Annotated in this window: 9 protein-coding genes; 3 read left to right on the forward strand and 6 right to left on the reverse strand. The window is 57.7% G+C overall.

Going from position 1 to position 18,103, the window contains the following annotated elements; genetic code table 11:
- Positions 1–62 precede the first annotated feature (62 nt).
- Positions 63–506 (reverse strand): LytR/AlgR family response regulator transcription factor, encoded by a 444-nt coding sequence (locus C7820_RS27755; RefSeq protein ID WP_116233775.1) that lies wholly within the window; start codon positions 504–506, stop codon positions 63–65.
- 538 nt (positions 507–1,044) lie between these two features.
- On the opposite strand from C7820_RS27755, the gene C7820_RS27765 reads away from it, so the two are divergent.
- Positions 1,045–2,346 carry an MFS transporter gene (locus C7820_RS27765; protein WP_116233777.1) on the forward strand — a complete coding sequence of 434 codons (1,302 nt, stop codon included), beginning with the start codon at positions 1,045–1,047 and terminating at the stop codon, positions 2,344–2,346.
- A 59-nt stretch (positions 2,347–2,405) separates the two neighbouring features.
- On the opposite strand, the gene C7820_RS27770 is transcribed toward C7820_RS27765, so the two are convergent.
- A complete protein-coding gene (locus tag C7820_RS27770) occupies positions 2,406–3,077 on the reverse strand; it encodes a YitT family protein (RefSeq protein ID WP_258875479.1) in 672 nt (223 codons plus the stop codon).
- A 156-nt stretch (positions 3,078–3,233) separates the two neighbouring features.
- Between C7820_RS27770 and msrA the strand changes: the two genes are divergently transcribed.
- On the forward strand, positions 3,234–4,217 hold the full coding sequence (msrA, locus tag C7820_RS27775) for a peptide-methionine (S)-S-oxide reductase MsrA (RefSeq protein ID WP_116233779.1): 984 nt from the start codon (positions 3,234–3,236) through the stop codon (positions 4,215–4,217).
- A gap of 192 nt (positions 4,218–4,409) precedes the next feature.
- Here the strand turns inward: msrA and C7820_RS27780 are convergent, their stop codons facing one another.
- The 4 genes from C7820_RS27780 to C7820_RS27795 all read right to left on the reverse strand — a co-directional run bounded on the left by C7820_RS27780 (position 4,410) and on the right by C7820_RS27795 (position 11,082).
- A complete protein-coding gene (locus tag C7820_RS27780; protein WP_116233780.1) occupies positions 4,410–7,667 on the reverse strand; it encodes a carbohydrate-binding protein in 3,258 nt (1,085 codons plus the stop codon).
- A 156-nt stretch (positions 7,668–7,823) separates the two neighbouring features.
- Positions 7,824–9,176, reverse strand: coding sequence for an ABC transporter substrate-binding protein (locus C7820_RS27785; protein ID WP_116233781.1), 1,353 nt, complete (start codon positions 9,174–9,176; stop codon positions 7,824–7,826).
- A 115-nt stretch (positions 9,177–9,291) separates the two neighbouring features.
- Complete coding sequence (locus C7820_RS27790; protein WP_116233782.1) at positions 9,292–10,167, reverse strand: carbohydrate ABC transporter permease; 876 nt, start codon at positions 10,165–10,167, stop codon at positions 9,292–9,294.
- Positions 10,168–10,182: 15 nt separating this feature from the next.
- A complete protein-coding gene (locus tag C7820_RS27795; protein WP_076173809.1) occupies positions 10,183–11,082 on the reverse strand; it encodes a carbohydrate ABC transporter permease in 900 nt (299 codons plus the stop codon).
- 711 nt (positions 11,083–11,793) lie between these two features.
- Here C7820_RS27795 and C7820_RS27800 point away from each other — a divergent pair.
- On the forward strand, positions 11,794–18,048 hold the full coding sequence (locus C7820_RS27800; RefSeq protein ID WP_116233783.1) for a phosphodiester glycosidase family protein: 6,255 nt from the start codon (positions 11,794–11,796) through the stop codon (positions 18,046–18,048).
- Positions 18,049–18,103 lie beyond the last annotated feature (55 nt).

The raw sequence follows: 18,103 nt of genomic DNA on the forward strand, positions 1-18,103 counted from the left end.
AGCCTGTTCAGCAGGCTGCTTTGTGTTATTTGTTCATCGTATTCAGCATTTCATTCCCTGGCTTATTTGGTTCGACTTGCCAACATGGCTTGTTCCAGTGGTACCAGGATCGTTCCGGAACCCGCTGCCTTCAGGCTCAAGCACTGTGCGATTCGTTTCAGCGTGACAGCCAATCTCGCAGGTTGAACGGGCTTCAATAAATAATCGAGGGCATTCACCTGAAATGCGTGAACTGCAAACTGTTGAAAGGCAGTCACAAAAACGATGTGCATCTGCGGATGAATCGCGAGCAGCTGCTCAGCCAGTTCCATGCCGGACATCTCCGGCAATTCGATATCCAAAAAGGCCACATCAGGTACCTCGATCCGGCATGCCGCCAGCGCATCGTGCGGATTCATATAGGACCCGATCACATTCCACGGAACATGAACAGCGGTCTGTGTCTGAAGCAGTTTTTCCATTTTTAATAATGCCAGATGCTCATCATCGACGATAATTACCTTCAAGCGGCTTTCTCTCCCCTAACAGACCCGTGTTTTCTCGGATGCATATACTTATGTATTCTGAATCTATTCTAACGCTCCAAGTTTACCCGGTTGCTCATACGTTTCTTCTTGTACGACCGAACACGTATGCCAATCATCCATGGCCATGTACCCGCGGCGGACCAGCGCAAAAATCGTATTTGTCGTACAGCACCATTCGACGTCAGGCAACCTTGTTGAGCCACTTCTTGCCTTTGGCAGTACGCCCTCATACGTCCAAAAGCCTCCGTCATTCCAACGAACGAGCTTACCTCCATGCTTCCAGGCTTGTTTTAAAGCTTCTTGCTGTATTTTCGATAACATTCTTTCACCACCAAGCAAATCCATTAATTGATAACAATACTTATGCCTCTGTTTAAAGCGATACCTCCATTAGACCACATGGCTCTGAATACGTTCTGAATAATCTCCAAGCAACAGGATTGAGCATAACTTGGCGTTTCCAGGGACAATCTAAGCAGAAAAGGTTGTACTTTCCTAAGAAAGGAGCAATCCTGCGATGGCTGAAGAACAGCAGGAACGTCCATCGGGGAAAACGATCGCGGCCATTGGCTCGGTTCCCTTTATCATGACGTTCGGCAATTCGATGCTGATTCCAATCCTGCCCCAAATGGAGTCCAAGCTGCATATTTCATCGTTTCAAACGAGCCTGACCATCACCGTGTTCTCTTTGGTTGCTGCTTTTTTTATACCGATTCTGGGGTATTTATCCGACCGCTATTCCCGAAAAGTCGTCATTGTGCCAGCGCTGATTCTGTACGGCATCGGTGGGCTGCTGGCCGGATTTGCGGCAGCTCTGTTTCCCAAGCCGTTCCTCTGGATTATGGTGGGACGGACGCTTCAAGGCATAGGTGCGGCGGGGACAGCCCCGATTGCCATGGCGCTCACGGGTGATTTGTTCAAGGGATCCCAGGAGAGCAAAGTGCTCGGCCTGGTCGAGGCATCCAACGGTTTCGGCAAGGTGATTTCGCCGATTCTCGGATCGCTGGTGGCACTGATTGTATGGTACAGTGTGTTTTTTACCTTCCCGGCGGTCGTAATTATTTCGATCACGCTCACGTGGCTCCTGATCAAGGAGAAAAAGAAAGAGAAAGAGCCGATGCCGTTCAAGAAATACATTCACGGTCTTGGCAGTGTGTTCAAGCATGAGGGCCGATGGCTGATCCCCGCGTACTTGGCCGGCGCGACCTGTTTGTTTGCGCTGTTCGGGATCCTTTTCTACCTGTCCGACATGCTGGAAAAGGAACACAACATCATGGGGGCAGGCAAAGGGCTGGTGCTGGCTATTCCTCTGCTGGTCATGTGCACGACATCCTATGTGACGGGCAGCCAAATCGGGGAAAACAAAAAGCTGATGAAACGGCTCATCGTGATCGGATTTACCCTGATGACGATGGCTTATGTCTCGCTGGCGTTTATCGGGCACTTGACTCTGTTTATCTCGGTGCTGGCAGTCAGCAGTTTGGGAACCGGCTTGATCCTGCCCTGCGTCAACAGCTTTATTACGAGAGCGGTCGGGAAGGAAAGACGGGGCATTGTGACCTCCCTGTACGGGTCGGTACGGTTCTTCGGGGTGGCGGTCGGTCCGCCGCTGTTCGGGTGGATGATGGGATGGTCGCGGCCGGGCATGTTTCTGTCCATTGCCGGACTGACGTTTGTGATCGGGCTTCTGGCCCTTTTCCTGATCCGGGTCGATTCCGGGGAAAGCAAGCCGTCCGGCGGCAAACGCGCCAAAGCTTACCGCAACAAGCCGGCGGGCCTCATTCGGCCGTTCGGCGGACGCCAAAAAGCCGGATCTTGATCCGGCTTGTTCTATTAGATGGATCATGCGGATTACAGCTGCTGAACAGGAGCAAGCTGCTATTTTTTACTGCGCCAGGCGAATCCGGCCGTCCATCTCCGCTGCGGCTTGCGGCCGAGGATGTAGTTGATAACCCGGGTGGAGATCATTTGGCACCCGATGGCAAAAAGGATGATTCTCCAGTTGACGACATAGGCCGCCAGAATAAAGATAACCCCGTTCATCCAGAAAAGGGATGTGCCGGGTTTTATTTTTTTATACTTATATATCACCAAGGCGGTATAGCCGATGCCTCCGTTGGATACCCGCTGCCTCATCAGCATGGCGACGCCTGTACCAAGAATAAGGGAGCCGATCAAGAGATCGAGCCACACATTTAGCAGCGGCGGACGGACATATACCTCAAAAAAATTGACCGATACGGACGTGGCCGTGATCACGTAAATGGTGCCAATGGCACTGAACATGCCCAAATGATGGGCAGTAAAAATCAGAAAGGCGAAATTGGCAACCCAGAAGCCGAGGCTCATGGGCAGGCCGAACCCGTGGTTCAGCAGCACGGCAATGCCGGCACCTCCCCCGGAAGGGATGCTGTGCGGGAATAAAAAAACCGCCATCGCAAAGCCTTGAAGCACCGCCCCCGCTGTAATGAGGGAGACTTTTCTGCCGAGGCGGCGGTAAAACAGGTGCCGATGGTGCCGGTAACGGCCGGGAATTAACTGTATTTTCAACCCGATCATCCTTTGGAGAATAGTGTGGTGGTCACAAGCTGGTCAAGCCTTTCTAAAATGTATGCTTGTCTGCGGACAAGGATGCCAGTTCATGCCGGGCGGGCAAGGTATGCGGAACTGTGGTATGTTTACATTTAAAGGAAGGGGGAGGAAAGCATGGAGCAGGACAAACATCAGGGGTGGGAACTGGCCACGTTTGCGGGCGGGTGCTTCTGGTGCATGGTGCAGCCGTTTGACGAGCTGCCGGGGATCCATTCGATCGTGTCCGGTTATACCGGGGGCCATACGGAGCATCCGACTTATGCAGAAGTTGGGACGGAAACGACGGGGCACTATGAAGCGGTTCAGATCGCTTTTGACCCCGATGTGTTTCCGTATGAGCGTCTGCTGGACATCTATTGGCAGCTGATCGATCCGACCGATGCGGGCGGGCAGTTTATGGACCGGGGGAACTCTTACCGGACGGCCATTTTTGTACATAGCGGGAAGCAGCGGGCCAAAGCGGAGGCTTCTAAACAGGAGCTTGCTGCAAGCGGGCGGTTTAGGGGGAACATCGTCACCGAAATTTTGCCCGCGGGGCCGTTCTATCTGGCTGAGGATGAGCACCAGGACTACTATAAAACGCACCGCTACGACTACAACCTCTACCACGAAGGGTCGGGACGGGGAACGTTTGCCGAAAAGTATTGGCGCAGAAAGCAGGATGATGCCGCGCTGCGCAAAAGGCTGACCCGCCTTCAGTATGAGGTCACGCAGCACGGCGCGGATGAGCCGCCGTACGAGAATGCGTACTGGAATAACGAGCACGAAGGGATATACGTGGACGTTGTGAACGGCGATCCGCTGTTCTGCTCGCGGGATCAGTTCGATGCGGGGACCGGCCTTCCGGCATTCACGCGGCCGATCCACGAAGGCTTCCTCCGCCGGAAGGCCGACCTGCGCAGTGGTAAAGCACGCACCGCTCTGTACGGCCGCTTGTCCGGTTCGTACCTGGGCCACCTGTTTCACGACGGCCCGCCGCCTGCCGGGCAGCATTATCAGGTCAACTCAGCGGCGCTGCGCTTTGTGCCGCGGGAGGAGTTGGAAGGCGAAGGGTACGGGAAGTATACGGAGCTGTTTGAGGGGGAAAGAGGGGAGTAGTTTGGCGGAAAGCGGGGGTGTGGCGAGGAAAATGATGCAGATTTGCAGCTGTCGGCTTGAATCCTCAATCTCCAGCCAAAATCACAAAGGGGCAGCCCTCACGGATGATTCCGTGAAAGGGCAGCCCCTCGTTTACTTCCCCGCGCAACTGGCGCCCGCACTCAGATCACGGCCACGCACCCTACGCGCAAATCACTTTCCCGCGCCCTGCCACTGCGCGATCACCGCGTTCACATCCGCGGTCAGCACAGCTTTGGCGTCATCCTTGACGTTGCCGCTTTGGCCCTTGTTGTCCAGATGCTTCAGGAAGTCCTGCAGGTGTTTCACGGCCTGGTCCGGCTTGCCGCCGTCCCATTGGTGCTGCGCCTGCTTCAGCGCATTGGTCAGCTGCGGCACGAGCCCGCCGCCCAGGTCGCCGGCGGCGCTGTAGCGGTCGATCAGCTGCTGGATGGAGGCCGGGCCGGTCGTTACATGCAGCTGCAGCGTCGTCCGGGCCGGCTCCCCCGAGCCGCCGTACACGTCGACGGTGACCGTCTGGTCGCCCAGCTGGCCGGCCAGGGCCACGTCAACGCCAGCCTGCTGGGCATCGACCTTGTATTCCTTGCCGGCCAGCGTCAGCACGGCCGATCCACCTGCGGCAAGGCCGCCGCCGGCCTGGAAGGACAGCACCGCGCTGTCGTCCAGCGTATCGCCGTCCTTCACGACATTACCGTTCACCGTCAGGGCGAAGGCTGGCTCAACCTTGCTGTCCACCGTGACGCCTTTGGACACGTTGCCCGATTTGTCCACAGCCTGGAGCAGGATGCTGTAGTCCTTGCCGTCCTCCATGCCCAAGATGACGGCCTTTTGAATGCCGCGCTTCACTTCCAGCACGTCACCGACCTGCTGGCCGCCGCTCGTCACAGTGACCCGTATTTTGTCCGCGTCCAAATCGTACGGGCCGTCCCAGGTCAGGGTCAGCTGGCCGTCACCGCGGCTGACGAGCACGTTCTCCACGTCGCCCGGCGGCACATGGTCTTCTACCGGTTCCGTCGGCGGGTTCGGTGCCGTAAAGACGGACGGGTCGCCAAAGGTGAATTTGTCGAGATTGTACAGATAGTCCGAGCCTTTAAAGAGCAGGAACACGATATGTTTGCCGGTCACCGGTGTCGTCACATCGGTCGAGAACACTTTGAAGTTCTGCCAGCCGCCCGTTCCGGTGACCTTGTTGCTGGCGATGACCGGACCGTTCAGGCTGTCGATGCGCACCTCGACCGTGCCGCCGCTCGTGTCGCTGGCCGCATTGACGTGGAACTTCGTCGGGCTTGTGCTGCCGAAGTCAACGTAGTTGTACATGGCGTACCCGTTGTTCGGGCCGAAAATACCGGCCAGATAGGTCTGGCCGCCGCCGCTTTCCGTGCCGAAACCGACGCCGTTCGTCCGGTTTTCAGCTTCCAGCTTGGCGTAAGCGTCTCTCGCCGTGCCCTTCATCGTCGTAAAGGTGAACCAGTCCAGGTTGCATGGGAAGTCGCTGCCGTCTTTTCCGTGGAAAATGAGGTACACGTCATGCACGCCAACCGCGAGTTTATCATCAAGGTTCGCCATGATGTCCACCCATTGATCCCAGCCGCCGAGGGCCGGAATCTCCACTATGCCTGCGGTAGGGCCGTTCAGGGAATCCAGCTTCACCTCGATCGATCCGCCCTGATTGCCGCTGGCGACATGTGCCGTTATGCCGGCGGCGCCGGAGCCGAAGTCGATACCTTTATAAGAGGCATAGGCGTTGTTGTGGATCGCGTCGAGGAAACCGCCCTGCGCTTTACTCAAGCCCTCGCTGCTGTCATAGTTAACGCCTTTCAGCTTAGCGTAAGCGTCGGTGCGGGTCGGGTCGCCGGTGGTGAATTTAAACCAGTTCAGGTTGAACAGGTATTGGTCTTTCGTTTTGGTGAAAACGAGATAGACGTCATGCGTGCCGGTAATGGTAACCGGATTGCCCTGGTCATCTTTGAGCACGGTGACGGCATCGATATAGTTGTTCCATCCGCCAGTGCCTTCGACATTTAGCGTTCCGACTTTCGGTCCGTCAAGCGAATCCAGGTGGACTTCGATGTTCCCGCCGCCGGTTCCGCTGGCCGCTCTTGCGATTAATCCTTTGGCGCCGGATGTGCCGAAGTTGACGTTTTTATAGGCCGCAAAGTCACCCGCCTCGATGCCGCCCAGCTGCAGCGTTCCTTCCAGCGCGCCCTCCAGGATGAAGCCTTGACCGATGTTGTAACGCTCGGCTTCGATTTTGCCGTACGGGTCCTTTTCCGGATAATGAATCTCGGCATCCTGAGGCTTCAGCGCATTCAGCGCTTCCACGGCTGCTGCGGATGACCAGGATTCGTACGTGCCGGAGAGCAGCTGTCCCGCCCAGTTGCCGTCGACGATATTGTCGGCGTTCCGATGCGTCCAGGCGAGCTCGGCATTGAAGGAGACCCAGGCGTCAAACTGCGCGCCGAAGTCCTTGTATTTGCTTTCGGTCCGCTCGTCCAGCGCCTTCTGCAGGAAGGACAGGTTGCGGAGCAGGATCGTTTTGCCGCCCTTCAAATCACCGTTCGGTCCCTCGAAGTTCAGCACGCCGCCGTTATCGACCAAATGATCTTTGGTAAAAGCCGCCGCCTTGACCGCTTCGTCCAGATAGGAGGTGTCCCCGGTAATGCGGTACAAGCCTACCGCTGCTCCGATGTATGTACCCTGATTGTAGTGCGTGGCGTCCGGAATCGGCCCTTTTTCCGTTTCAATCCGGTCGAACACTTTGCCGTTGCCGTCGGTCAGCATCGTTTTGCCCCATTTGAAAATTTGCTTCGCGGCGTCCAGGTAATGCTGATCCTTGGTGACGTTGTACAGATAGACCGCCGCCTCAGCCGCCGGGAAGTTGATACAGGCATTTTTGGTGTTATGCTCGCTGTTCAGCCACCAGATGCCGCCGCCGGCGAAGTCTTCGTCCCACTGCGTATTAAATACCCAGTCAAAATGGTACTTCGCCGCGTCCAAATACTTCTGGTCGCCGGTAATTTCATACGCCCGCGCACTGCCCATCGCCCACCACATAATGTCGTCGTTGAAGGGGTTGTTCGTCCAGTTGCTGCCGTATTTGGCTACCGTGCCGGTATACACGTCGTCGATCTGCTTGCGCAGCTGCGCCTTCAGCTCGGGATCCGACGTATGGAGATACGAGTCCATCACCAATTCCCACAGTTCGGCTTCCACCCAGAACCCCTGGTGATCCTTGTGGTCGGTGCTGCTCCAGAACATATTGGCCGCCGGATCCCAGAACTTGGCGTTAAACGCTTCGATGGCCGTGTCTCCGTCCTCGGCGCTGAACGCATAGGTTGTGCCCGGTCCCCAGACGGTGACGGAGCCGAGGGTGAGGGCGGCCGCCAGCGGCACGCTCAACAGCCGGGTCATGCGGCGTTTGCTATTCGTCATTAAAGTCTCCTCCTTTATGGTGGTTGTGGAACACTGCAACGATGGATTATATGAACGGTCCCCGCCTGCATCCGGCATCCGGATTCATAAAAGGCAGGAGTTTTACAGGAGTATACACGCCTGAAGGGCAGAGGGGACCGTTAATCCCGCGACTTGTTACTTGGCTTCCGAAATGACCTTGTTGATCTTATCCGCCATCGTGTTCAGCTCGCTGATCGGCGCTTTGCCCATCAGGACGTTCTTCCAGGAAGCTTCGATGAACGGATTCGCTTTGCCTGCCCAGGACGAGAGGAAGCGGACCGGCTGCGTATCAGGCGATTTCAAAATGTGGTCGATGCCTTCGCCGACATCGGCATGGCCCGCCGTCTTCAGCGCTTCAAAGTAAGCGGAAGAGGATGCCTGGTACGCTGCCGGAGCGACCGGCGTTTGCGGAAGCACTTCTTCGTACATTTTGGAATCCAGGAATTTCAGCACTTTCCAGACGGCTTCCGGATTTTTGACCGTTGTCGGGCTGCACCAGCCCACTGCGTCGTAAATCTCGGATTGGGTGTTCACGACCGGCATCGGCACGAAGCCCCACTGCAGATCTTTCGGCGCCGTACGGATCAAATCGTCTGCAACCCACTGGCCTTGAAGCGTCATCGGCACCTTGCCCTGCTTAAAGGAGCTCATGACGTTGGTCAAATCAAAGGTCGGCGGATTCATGTAACCGTTTGCAATAGCGGTTTTGTATTTCTCCACGCCTTCCACGAACTTGTCGCTGATCTCCACTTTGGTCGGATTGAGGATGGAGTCGGCGAACGGAGCGGCGCCCAAGGAGACCGAATAGAGCGACAGATAGAACGGATCAAGCGGAGCGTAGTAGCCGAACTGCTGCACACCGCCCTGCTTGCTGGACAGCTTCTCCATGGCTGTGAACAGATCGTTATAAGTCCAGCCGATTTTCGGCTCGGTCAGGCCGGCGTCCTGGAACGCTTTTTTATTATAGAAAATGCCATACGTATTCAGCAGGCCGGGCAGACCGACGAGCTTGCCGTCATAATGCCAGCTGTCCACGACGCCTTTGTAGAAGCCGTCCATGAATTCCTTGTCCTGCTCCGCCTGGGACGTCCAGTCGTACAGCAGTCCCTTGGATGCGTTGTCCAGCAGCATATCGTTGCCTGTCATAAAAATGTCCGGGGCCTTCTTGGCGGTCAGCATCCCGTTGACCTTGACGCCGTAATTGTCGAGTGGGGTAGGGATGAGTTTCACCGTAATGTCGGGGTTTTCCTGCTCAAACTGCTTCATGGCCGCCATGATTTTATCGTTCATTTCTTTCGATTCCCAGGTGATCATCGTTACTTCGACCTTCTTGCCGGATGATTCCGAACCGGACGTACCACCCGAATCGGACGTGCCCGCCGAGCCGGCGGAATCGGATGACCCGCCACCGCCGCACGCGGCGAGCAGGCTGGAGAACAGGAGTAACGTGAGCATGCCGCTAAACCACTTTTTTGCACCCTTTGTCATAGAAAGACCTCCCTGATATCTCATTTCGAATACATTTGACACCTGTACCTGATATATCATTTCCTTGATCCCACCGCCGGCAGGCACCACCTCCTATCCGCCCGGGGCGGCCGATTTATTTTAATGAAGCGGAATTGACGGAGCCAAGCCCCTGCATGAAGAACTTCTGGCCGAAGAAAAAGATGAGCAGCATCGGCAGAATGTAAATGAGATCCGCGGCCATGAACAGGTTCCAGGCGGTCGCATAAGTACCTTTGTAGGAAGCCATCGCCAGGGACAGCGTCCATTTGCTCGGGTCGATAATATAAATCAGCGGCTCGAGATACTGGTTCCATGCTCCCTGGAAAGAGAAGATGACCATCGTCATGATGACCGGCGTTGTCATGGGTACGAGCACCTTCATCAGAATGTAGAAGTCGGAAGCACCGTCGATTTTGGCCGCCTCGTCAAAGGAAACGGAAATTGTCTTCAAATACTGGACGTACAGGAATGAAAATGTCGCGTTCCCGAAAAAAGCAGGCACGATGATCGGCAGCCAGGTGTCATACCAGCCCAGGCTCGTGTAGAGGTTAAAGAGCGGGATCATGCCGACAAAGCCCGGCAGCATCAGGCTGCCAACGAACAGCGAGAACCACAGCTTCCGGCCGGGAAAGCTTAATCGGGCAAGCCCGTAGCCGACCAGCACGGAGCTGGCGACCTGGCCGATCGTGCACAGCACCGCGATGAACATCGAGTTGCCGAATGTCTGCCAGAAGTTGATCTCCCGCGTTCCTGTTACGAAGTTGGACCAGTGAAGCTCCCGGGGAAACCACTCGGGCGGGATTTTAAACACGTCATTGTTGCCCTTCAGGGCAATGGTCACCATCCACAGCAGCGGAAACAGCATGGCGATGGCACCGAGGGTCAGGATAATAAACCGGATGGTGTCCAGAATGCTGAATTTCCGTCTGGGTTTGCGTGTTGTTGTCCGTACTTCCGTTTGCATCACCATCAGCAGGGAACCTCCTTATTTCGAATTGTCGCTTTCGTAATACACGAACCGGTTCGAGTACCGGTAAGTCAGCGCGGTGAAGATCATGATGATGACGAACAGCACCCAGACCTCCGCGATCGAATAGCCGAACATGCGGCCGTTAAAGGCGTCGTTGTAAATTTTGAAGTTGAGCAGGGATGTGGAGAAGTTCGGGCCGCCGCCGGTCAGAACCTGTACCTGGTTGAAGGCCTGAAATGCGCCGATGATGCCGAGTATGAGCTGAAGGAACAGGATAGGAGTAATCATAGGAATCGTAATGTGCAGGGCCATCCGCCAGCGGACAGCTCCGTCGACTTCGGCCGCCTCGTACAGCTCCTGAGGAACGGACTGCAGACCGCTCAAGAAAATGATGACGCCGGATCCGACCTGCCACAGGCCGATCAGCACGATGGAGGGAAGCGCGGTCGTTTCGCTCGTCAGCCAGGTGCCTTCGGGCAGTCCGAGCAGCCTGAGCAGCGAGTTGGCGAGCCCGTACTGGGGCTGATAGATAAACAGCCACAGCGTGAGTGTCGCGATGGACGGCACGACGGTCGGCAGGTAATAAATCGTGCGGAACCATTTGATGCCGGGCAGGCTTTTGTTCAGCAGCATGGCCAGCAAAAGGCCCAGAATCAGCGATAAAGGAACGCTCATGATGACAAAATACAGCGTCGCCCGGACCGAAGGCCAGAAGGCCGGGTCCTCCGTGAACATGTATTTAAAGTTGTCGAAGCCGACAAAACGAGGCTTATCGTAGCCGCTCCATTCCGTTAAGGCGTAATAAATGGACGACAACAGCGGATAGGCGACAAACACGCTGAAGCCAATAATGGAAGGCAGAATAAACAGATAGCCTTTGGCCCAGCCGCGAAGCTTCTTTTTGCTTACCGTCATTTTTCATATACCTCCCTCATTCAGCATCCGGACAGGAACGGTGCGTGTACCCGCCGTTATGTCCCGGCCCCGTGCGTAAAAGTAAAGTACGGTGTAACCAACTGCATTCGGAATGCAGGCGATCCGTGGATCGGTCCGTTCTGGCTGCACTCCGGCCCCCTGTTTTTTCTCCTTTCTTCAATTTCATCTGCTTCTTTAGGCAAAGTCACGTAAATAAACCGCTTACATTTCTCAATATAATGACATAACAGTATAGTGTCAATATACTAAATTAAGTTTTTTATAATTGTTGTTATATTATTTGTAGATTGAATGCGCATATCATATGAGGCGAATGAGGAGGAGGCTGCGGTAGAAAAGACATGATATATCATGCTGTAAAAGACAATGCTGCTCTTGCGCTTATGCGCAAGGGCTTTCGTTTTGTTCGCGGTGCGCCGCGTCTGCCGGGCTCATATTCACTGTCGAAATTTGCTGCTAAAACAGGGCTTCAAACCTCTGGTTTTGTCCCGATCTTAGTTACAAAGCTCCTATCCAATCGTGAAATATAATTTTATATTGTTAGTGAATATTTAATTTTATTTTACATTAACCTGACAAAATTTTACGAAGAGAGGGGAGATGGCTTTACACGCTACCGTTATACTTTGCTGTCGAGGCGTTCTATGAAGGACCCGAATTCTGTCAGATCGAATGGGAGGCAAGGATGGAATGATAAGAAAACGGACGAGGAGCCTATGGGCGTCGCTGCTGGCCGGCACGCTGGTTCTGACCCTGGCTCTGCCCGGCGGGCGGCCCGCGCTGGCGGCGGCAGCCGGCGCAAAGGCCGCGGCAGCCGGAAGCATCGTCGACGAGCGGCAGGTCCAGATCGGACCGGGCGCGGTCTATACCTGGAAAGACATGAAGCTGGACCGCGGGCTGGAGAAGCTGCACATGGTGGAGTTTGATCCGTCCAATCCGGCGCTGGCGCTTGAGCCCGGCATGACGGACGGCAAAGTATACGGCATGCAGCCGGTCAGCAAAATGGCTGCGGATATCGACAGAGCGGGAAATCGGGTGATCGCCGGGATCAACGGGGATTTTTATGATATGTCTTCCGGCGTCCCGCTCGGTTACTTCATGGGCAGCGGAAAAATACTGACGAGTCCGCCGAGTGACTGGTACGCGTTTGGCATCAAGGAGGACGGCACGACGATATATGGACCGAGTCCGAAGCTTACGCGGACACTGGAGATTGATGGACAGAAGACTGAGCTGACGTCCATCAACCGAACGCGGGGCAATAACGATCTCGTTTTGTACACACCCGACTTCTACGGCACGACCATGACCAACGATTTAGGAGACGAAGTTGTTCTAGACGTCGTGAAGGGAGAGGTCAAAAGCGGGGAGACGCTGGAGCTGAAGGTAGCCGATGTCCATAAAGACAAAGGCAGCACGCCGATAGCCCCGGGGCAGGTCATCCTGTCAGCTTCCGGCAGCCAGCGCGCGGTGCTCGCCGGCCTTAAGGCCGGCGATACGGCATCGGTCTCCTTCAGCCTAGAGCCGGCCTGGAGCGGTGTGACGATGGCCATCGGCGGTTCCGCGTTGCTCGTCAAGGACGGGGCGGCACAGCCGAACAGCGACCCGGCGGCCCATCCGCGCACGGCGATCGGTACGAAAGCGGACGGTTCCGTCGTCATGCTGGAAATCGACGGGCGCCAGCCGGGCTTCAGCGAGGGCGTGACGCTGGCCGAACTGGGGCAGATTATGGAGGAGATGGGCGTCGTGAACGCCATCAACCTGGACGGCGGCGGCTCGTCGACATTTATCGCCCGCATGCCGGGCGACACCAGCCGTACGCTACTGAACTCCCCCTCGGACGGCGGGGAGCGCAAGACCGCCAACGGGCTGCTGCTTGTGAACCAGGCGGCGGAAGGGCCGGTGGACGAGCTGGTCGTGAAGCCGCAGCTGGAGAGGGTGCTGGCCGGCTCGACGGCGGCCTTTAAGGTGGCCGGCGTCGATGCCAACCTGCATCCGGCCGCGATAGAAGGTACGCCGGAGTGGAGCGTCAGCCCGGCGATCGGAACGATCGACGGCAGCGGCGTCTTTACGGCTGGTTCCACGCCCGGACAGGCGGATATCGCCGTCACGTCCGGCGGCGCAAGTGGAGCCGGCAAAGTCGAGGTCGTCGATACGCTGACCGAGCTGAAATTTGGCGATCAGCTGCGCAGCTTCCCGCCGGGCCAATCGGAGACGCTGAAGGTGACGGCGCTCCGCGACGGCCAGGTGGTGCAGGCCGACAACAGCCTGCTGACATGGCGCGTCGAAGGGCCGATCGGCTCGATCGACGAAGCCGGCGTCTTTACCGCAGCGGAAGGCAATGAGCTGAGCGGCAAAATTGTGGTGAGCTACAAGGGGGTGGAAGCTCAGATGGAAGTGACCATCGGCCAGCCTCCCGTGGTGCTGGAGGATTTCGAAAACGGCCTGGACAAGTACCTGCCGTCGGCCGGCGCGCAGTTTAAAACGTCCAAGGTGAGCATCGAGACGAATGAAGATTTGGTCCGTTTCGGCAGCGGTTCGCTGAAGCTGGAGTATGATTTTACCGGCACGCCGGGGACCTCAGGTGCCTACCTGCAGAGCAAGACGCAGGCGGAGGCCATTCAAATCCCGGGTTATCCGGAGAAGATCAGCATGTGGGTGTACGGGGACGGCAAAAACCACTGGCTGCGTGCACAGCTGCGCGACAGCAAGGGAACGATACCGCTCGATTTGACCGATCAGAACATCGGCATTGATTGGACCGGGTGGAAGTACCTGGAGGCGGAAGTGCCCAAAGGCCGGACGCTCCCGCTGATCATGGATATGCCGGTGCGCTACATGGAAACTTCATCGGCCAAGAAGGATGCCGGGGCGATCTACGTCGATCAGATCCGGGCCTTGTACGGTCCGAATCAGGATGACATGGAGCCGCCGGTCCTGAAGAACTTCTCGCCGGCGGACGGAGAGACGATCCGCAGCAGCCAGCCGGTGATCAAGGTGTACGGCGAAGACGCGGGATATGATCCGGCGCAGCATCCGGGCACGACACTGATCGATCCGGACTCGATCCGGTTCGACCTGGACGGGCAGCGCGTGCAGCACACGCTGTATCCGCCGGAAGGCCGGATTTATTACACCCCGGCGACGCCGCTGGCAGACGGACTGCATCAGGCCAAGGTGTCGGTGACGGACCTGGCCGGCAACCGGACGACCGAGGCGTGGACCTTTAACGTGGACACGGGCGGTTCGAAGCTGACGTATGATACGCCGAAGGAACTGTACGGGGGCCGTACCTACACGGTGGACATCAAAGGCGTGAAGGCCTCCGGTTTGCAGGGAGGACAGCTTCGGCTTGCTTTTGACCTGAGCAAGGTGGAGAATCTCAAATTTATTCCGGGCGGCAAACTGAATGAGACCCAGGCAAGCGCAGTTATCGGCGAGGACGGCACGGCCGCGCTGACCTTCAGCCGGTTGGACCAAGCGGGGCTGACCGACAGCGATTTGATCGGACAAATCAGCTTTGACGTGAAAAAGGACGCCGCCGGAACGAACGAAATCCGATTCGAGTCCGGTAACGTTACCTTTGCCGGTACAGGCAGCGTGGTGTATCCCTTCTTTGGGCTGCCGCTGAAATCGGATATCAAGAGCGCCCTGTCGCTGTCCTGGAACGAGAACGGCAACATCCAGGGCTACGAAACGGTCTTTTCGGTCAAAGACGAGTCGGGGGAACCGGTGGAAGGCGCGCAGATCACCGCGGACGGCAGTCCGGTCGGAACGACCGATGCACAGGGAGAGCTGAGCACCAACCTGCTGACGGCTGAGGTCAAGACGTATCAGGTGCAGGCGATGAAGGGAGACCAGTACAGCCCGGTGGCGGAGTTTAAGGTGTCGCCGCTGTCCGGTACCGAAACGCCGTACAACATCAACGTCGGCATGGGCGAGGATCCGGCCGCATCCCGCGGTTTCATCTGGCATACGAGCCCAGCTGTGGAGCAGACCGTGGTAGAAGTGGTGAAAAAAGCGGATTTTACCGGGTTTGACGACCCGAGTGCGATAAAAACGGAAGGAACAAGCTATCTGTACCAGACGCTCGACCTGGGTGCGGTCCGGGTGCACAAGGCGACGGTGAACGGCCTGGAGCCGGGCACCGAATACGTGTACCGCGTCGGTGACGGAAGCGGCCATTACAGCCCGCAGGGCACGTTCAAGACCGCTGAGGCTGACGGAGATCATACCAAGTTCCTGTATTTCGCCGACTCCCAGGCGGGAGACTTGGCAGGGTTCAAGCTGTGGGGCAGCACGGTGAAGAAGGCGGTGGAAGATTCGCCGGACGCCGAGTTTATGGTTCATGTCGGCGACATGGTCGACAAAGGCTTCAACGAGCAGGAATGGAAGTGGTGGTTCAGCGAAGCGCAGGAGGCGTTCCTGAACACGACGCTGGTCGGCGCGATCGGCAACCATGAGGTGATGGGAACGAAGGAAAACAACGATTTCCTGGCCCATTTCAACCAGCCGGGCAACGGTGTGCCAAGCCTGGCGGGAAGCAATTTTTCCTTTGATTACAAAAATATTCATTTTGCCGTCCTGAACAGCGAATACCAGTACGAGGAGCAGAAGGAGTGGCTCGACCAGGACCTGTCCAGGACGGATAAAAAATGGAAGATCGCGATCTTCCACCGCGGCCCGTACGGCAGCATTTACGATACGGCCGACATCCGGCGGCTGTGGGCGCCGGTCCTCGAGAAGCACCGGGTCGATCTCGTCCTGAACGGGCATGATCATATTTACCTGCGGACCTTCCCGATGATGAACAACGAGATCGTCCCGGACGGGCAGGGGACGACCTATGTCGTGGCCGGCTCGACCGGGCCGAAGTTTTACTCGCTGACTAAGCGGGACTGGCAGCGGATCACTGACGACGAAGCGACGCAAATGTACGCTTCGGTCGAGGTGGACGGCGACAGCCTGCGCTTTGTGACGAAGACGGTCGGCGGACGAACTGTCGACAAGTTTACGCTGTCGAAGCAGACGGAGGCTCCGGCTCCGGAATCGGTCGAGATCGAGCAGCAGGACGTGAAGCTGGCCGTCGGCGAAACCCGGCAGCTGACCGCCAAAGTGAAGCCGGATGGAGCGGACCCGGGCGTCACATGGTCCGTCTACAGCGCCGAGCCGACCGGGGAAGGCGGCGAAGTGGTAACGGTATCGCCGGAAGGCCGGTTGACGGCGACCGGCACGGGATCGGCCGTCATCCGGGCGGCAAGCACGGTGAACCCAAATCTGTTCGCGGAGACGATCGTCACCGTGAATCCGGCGCCGGAAGGCGAACCGGAATCGTTGTCGCTGACTGGCAAGGAAGTGCTGAAGGAAGGCGAGAGCGATCAGACGGTAACGGAAGCGGTCTACGCAGACGGCACGCGCATTCAGGTGCTGGAAGGTGTAACCTTCAGCAGCAGCCATGAGGACGTCGCTTCGGTGAGCGAACAGGGCGTAGTGACTGCGCTGGCCGAAGGGAAGACGGTGATATCGGCCGCTTACGGATCGTTGTCGGCCGAGTATGAACTTACCGTTCAAGCGCCGGAGCAGCCGGGAGGGGGAGATGGTGACAACCCTGGCGGAAGCGATCCGGGTAACGGCGGGGGAGATCACCCTGACGGAGGCGATCCGGGTAATGGCGGAGGAAATAACCCTGGCGGGGGTGACCCGGGAAATGGCGGAGGAAATAACGGTGGCAATTCAGGCAACAGTGGAGGGAACTCTTCTGCGCCGGTGCAGCCGCCGGTGACTCCACCTGCCCAGCCGGATCCGAAGCCGGGCCAAGGCGGCAAGTGGAAGCTGAACGCCGCGCAGCTGACGGCGATTCTGGCGAAAGGCGGAGCCGTATTGGACACAGATCAGCCGTTCAATGAGCTGATTCTGCCGGGCAGCGCCGCCTCGCTGCTCCAGGGACAGCCGCTGACGGTGAACGCGGCTGACCTGAAGCTGACGCTGCCCGCAGGCATCCTGCAGGCGGCCAGCGGCAAGGTGCCCGCCGATCAGCTCGAAGGCAGCACGATTCGGCTGGCGGCATCCCGCGCCTCGGAGACAGAGGCCGCAGAGCGGGTGGCAAAGGCCGGGCAGGCGGAAGGCGCGGTGCTCCGCGCAGGAAGCAGCCTCTTTACCCTCAACCTGAGCCTCATATCGAAGGATGGCCAGGTTCACCCTATCACGGCGCTGCAGCAGCCGATAACGCTGGAGCTCCCCGTCGCTTCGGGGCTGGATGCCAAGCTGACCGGGCTGTATGGCCTGAACAGCCTAGGCGTGCTCACGTATATCGGCGGAACGGCCGCAGGCGGCAAGCTGATTGCCGAAGTGAGTTCGCTGGATGGTGCTTACGCCGTTCTGGAATACGCCAAAAGCTTCGCCGATACGAGCGGGCACTGGGCTTCCGGCGTGATCCGGGAGCTGGCGGCGAAGCATCTCATTGACGGCGTCGGCGGCGGCAGCTTCGCGCCGGATCAGCCGGTGACCCGCGCCGAAATGACGGCGATGCTGGTCCGCCTGCTGCACCTGAAGGGCGACGGCAGCGCGCCCTTCACCGATGTGCCTTCCGCGGCATGGTACGCGGAAGCTGTCGCAGCCGCCGCCAAGGCGGGCATCGTCCAAGGCGTCAGCGGCGCAAGCTTCGCACCGGACGCCTTGATCAAGCGCCAGGAAGCGGCGGCCATGATTGTCCGCGCCTACCGGGCCGCGGGCGGAACCGCCGCAGCCGGCGGGGAAACGGCGCCGTTCACGGACGTCGCCGGTTCGCCGGCCTGGGCGCAGGAAGCCGTCCGGTCTGCGTACGCCGCCGGACTGATTCAAGGGCAGGGGCCTAGCCGGTTTTATCCGGACGGCCAGGCCACCCGGGCCGAAACGGCCCAGATCCTGTATAACGTCCTGGCCAAGCTGGGGCAGGCGGGGAAATAAACGAAGGTAACAATCCGGTAATTTACGATCCACCCAGTTAGAAGATCCAACAACA

The organism is Paenibacillus sp. VMFN-D1 (assembly GCF_003386155.1).
In the GTDB taxonomy this organism is placed as follows: Bacteria; Bacillota; Bacilli; order Paenibacillales; family Paenibacillaceae; genus Paenibacillus_AQ; species Paenibacillus_AQ favisporus.

What these genes read in the sequence shown, in the direction of transcription:
- C7820_RS27765 (WP_116233777.1), top strand. Translation starts at nt 1,045, where the DNA reads ATGGCTGAAGAACAGCAGGAACGTCCATCGGGGAAAACGATCGCGGCC.
- msrA (WP_116233779.1), top strand. Translation starts at nt 3,234, where the DNA reads ATGGAGCAGGACAAACATCAGGGGTGGGAACTGGCCACGTTTGCGGGC.
- C7820_RS27780 (WP_116233780.1), bottom strand. Translation starts at nt 7,667, where the DNA reads ATGACGAATAGCAAACGCCGCATGACCCGGCTGTTGAGCGTGCCGCTG.
- C7820_RS27785 (WP_116233781.1), bottom strand. Translation starts at nt 9,176, where the DNA reads ATGACAAAGGGTGCAAAAAAGTGGTTTAGCGGCATGCTCACGTTACTC.
- C7820_RS27790 (WP_116233782.1), bottom strand. Translation starts at nt 10,167, where the DNA reads ATGGTGATGCAAACGGAAGTACGGACAACAACACGCAAACCCAGACGG.
- C7820_RS27795 (WP_076173809.1), bottom strand. Translation starts at nt 11,082, where the DNA reads ATGACGGTAAGCAAAAAGAAGCTTCGCGGCTGGGCCAAAGGCTATCTG.
- C7820_RS27800 (WP_116233783.1), top strand. Translation starts at nt 11,794, where the DNA reads ATGATAAGAAAACGGACGAGGAGCCTATGGGCGTCGCTGCTGGCCGGC.